Source organism: Streptomyces palmae, from assembly GCF_004684805.1.
GTDB lineage: Bacteria > Actinomycetota > Actinomycetes > Streptomycetales > Streptomycetaceae > Streptomyces > Streptomyces palmae.
On the sequence record NZ_SRID01000589.1, the window covers coordinates 1 to 2512 of the forward strand.

Sequence of the window (2512 nt, forward strand, 5' to 3'; positions counted from 1 at the left end):
GTACGGGCCTTGGGGGTGGGGTGGAAGCGGTGGCCGAAGACGAGCGACTGCTCGGAGGCGAGGTAGGGGTCCGCGCGCTGCCCGGGGCGGGCGGCGTCACCGGACCCGCCGGGCTCCTCGGGCCGGTCCGCCTGATGGGCCAGCGCGGCACGGACGCCCGCGTGGCTGGAGGCGACCTGGGACAGGAACTCGTCGTTGGACACCCCGGTGCGCAGGCGCAGTTCGCGGTCGATGCGGTCGGCCAGGGCGCGCCAGGGCACCTCCGTCCACGCTCCGGTGCGGGGGTCCTGCTCGCTCACCGGGCCGGTGAAGCGGTGGGCGCCGATCAGCGAGGTGCGGCGCAGCGCGATGCGCAGCAGCACACCGGTGCGGGGCAAACGCAGCAGGAGCCGTCCGTCGGCGACGGCGGTCTGGCGTTCCCTCGCCGACACCTCGCGCAGCAGGCAGTTGAGCAGGGTGTGCGCGACGGCCTGGTCGGCGTCGACCGCGGCGGCCGGCTGGGGCAGGGACGTACGGGATGAGGGCATGGCGGCTCCTGCGGGGCGTGCGGTCTCGCGGTGCGGATCCGGTGCGGCGGCGTGCGGATCCGGTGCGGGCGGGTGCGGGTGACGGTGCCGGGCGGCATGAGGGTGCCGGTGCGGCGAGGTGCGGGTGACGGTGCGGGCGGCATGGGGTGCCGGTGCGGGCTCGGGTGATGTGCGGGCGCGGTGGGGTGCCGGCGAGGCACCGGCCGCGGTGCGGCTCACCGGGAGGAGGGCCGCAGGTAGTTCGGCCCGCTGGTGTAGTGCTTGTTGATGTCCGCGGCACCGGAGCGCTGCTTGCTGTAGAGCGAGCCGGCGGTCACCATCGCCTTGATCGGCAGCCGGTCGGCGTCCAGCACCCGGGCGCGCAGCACCCGGCCGGGGTCGCCGGGTCTGCCGTCCAGCCGCTCCACGGCCTCCGCGAGCCGGCGGCGCAGCAGTGCCAGGGCCGCGCCGGCCCTCCCGGGCCGGGGGCCTTGGAGGGCGAGCAACGGGGCCGCGGCGCACAGGTGCAGGGTGATGGTGGTGAAGACATCGGTGAGCGCGGTGTCCCGCTCGGTGAGGATCCGGGGGTCGTCGAAGCCGCACAGGGCCCGTGCGGCGGCCGGGTCGCCGAGCGCGGCCCCCAGCCGGCCCGGATGGACCCGCGGCCCGTCGTGGTCCTTGACCAGGAGCCGCAGTCGGGGCCGTCCGCCGTCGACGCGGTCCAGCACCAGCGAGGTGTTCTGCTGGTGGCTCTCCAGGGCGATGCCGTAGCCGAAGAGGGTGGTGTGGAGGGGGAGCAGCACGTCGAGGTAGGCGTCCAGAAAGGCGGTCAGGTCGCCGTCGTGGTAGTGGTCGGCCAGGTGCTCGGCGATGGTCCGGCCGCCGGGCCCGGTGGCCGGCAGGGCGGCGACGGGGACGATCCGGCAGCGGTCGAGGCCGGCGGGATGGCGGCGGACCAGGGCCGCCAGGTATTCGTGCCCGGCGTGCAGGAAGGTGGTCTCGTCTGCCGGCAGGAACACCCGGGCCAGGGCGGGCTCGCGGTCCAGCACGGTTTCCAGCAGCCGCTGGGCCACGGCCCCGTCGGTGAGGGTGCCGGGTTTGATGGTGCGCCGGTTGAGCGCGCCCAGGGTGGCGGTGGGCAGCGGCAGTTTGAGGTGGATGGCGGGGTCGTGCAGGACGGCCACGGTCCGCATGGAGAGCGTGGGCCGCACCGGTGGCCAGGTCCGCTCGGCGATCCGGGCCTTGGCGGCCAGTCCGGTGTCGCGCAGCGCCTCGGCCAGCAGGGTGTCCCCGGTCAACGGGTGCGCCGGCAGTGCCAGATGGCTGCGGTCCAGGCCGGGCAGGCCCAGCGCGCCGGGGGTGGGCCACCAGCGGGGAAGCCGGTCCGGATCCCCGCTGAGCGCGGTCCTGGGCAGGGCGATCCAGCGCGGCGCGAACCGGGGGTGGTACTCGGGGGCGTACGCCGCCAGCTGGTCTTCCCCGAGCCCGTGCCGGGCGCGGCCGGCGGGGTGTACCGGGTGGGGTTCCCAGGCGGCGAGCGTGTCGTAGGCGAGGGTCGCGGTGAGGCCGGTCCAGTCCTCGGCGGGCCGGGCCCCGTACCGTCGGGCCAGCCGGGGCAGCAGCGCGGGGCGGAGGGTGTCGGTGCGGCGCGCCGCGTCCAGTTCGGCCCGGCACTCGGCGGCGAACGCCGTGAAACGGGTCCGCTCGGCGGGCGGTGCGGCCTGGCGCAGCAGCTCCAGCACCGCGTCCAGGGTGGTCAGCTCGGCCGGTGGGCCACCGCCCCGCGGGTGGTGCTCGACCAGTGGACGGCGCACCGCCAGCTCGCTCAGGAACCCGTCCTCCCCCACCGGCACCAGCAGGGTGCCGCCGTCCGGCGCCGGAACCCGCGTCCAGGCCCCGTCCTCCCGCGCCACCACGCGCGCCCCGGTGCCGAGCCCGTACGCGTCCTCCCGCAGCAGCGCGGTCAGCAACCGGCGGAGCAGCTCCCGTTCATGGCGGTCCACCGC

The 2512-nt window shown here is 76.5% G+C and carries 1 protein-coding gene and 1 pseudogene; both read right to left on the reverse strand.

Annotation, left to right across the window (positions count from 1 at the left end; translation table 11 throughout):
• A pseudogene (locus E4099_RS31250) lies at window positions 1-527 on the reverse strand (iron transporter); the annotation flags it as partial.
• Between the two features lie 215 nt (window positions 528-742).
• Window positions 743-2509, reverse strand: coding sequence for an IucA/IucC family protein (locus tag E4099_RS31255; RefSeq protein WP_135342470.1), 1767 nt, complete (start codon window positions 2507-2509; stop codon window positions 743-745).
• Between the last annotated feature and the right edge of the window lie 3 nt (window positions 2510-2512).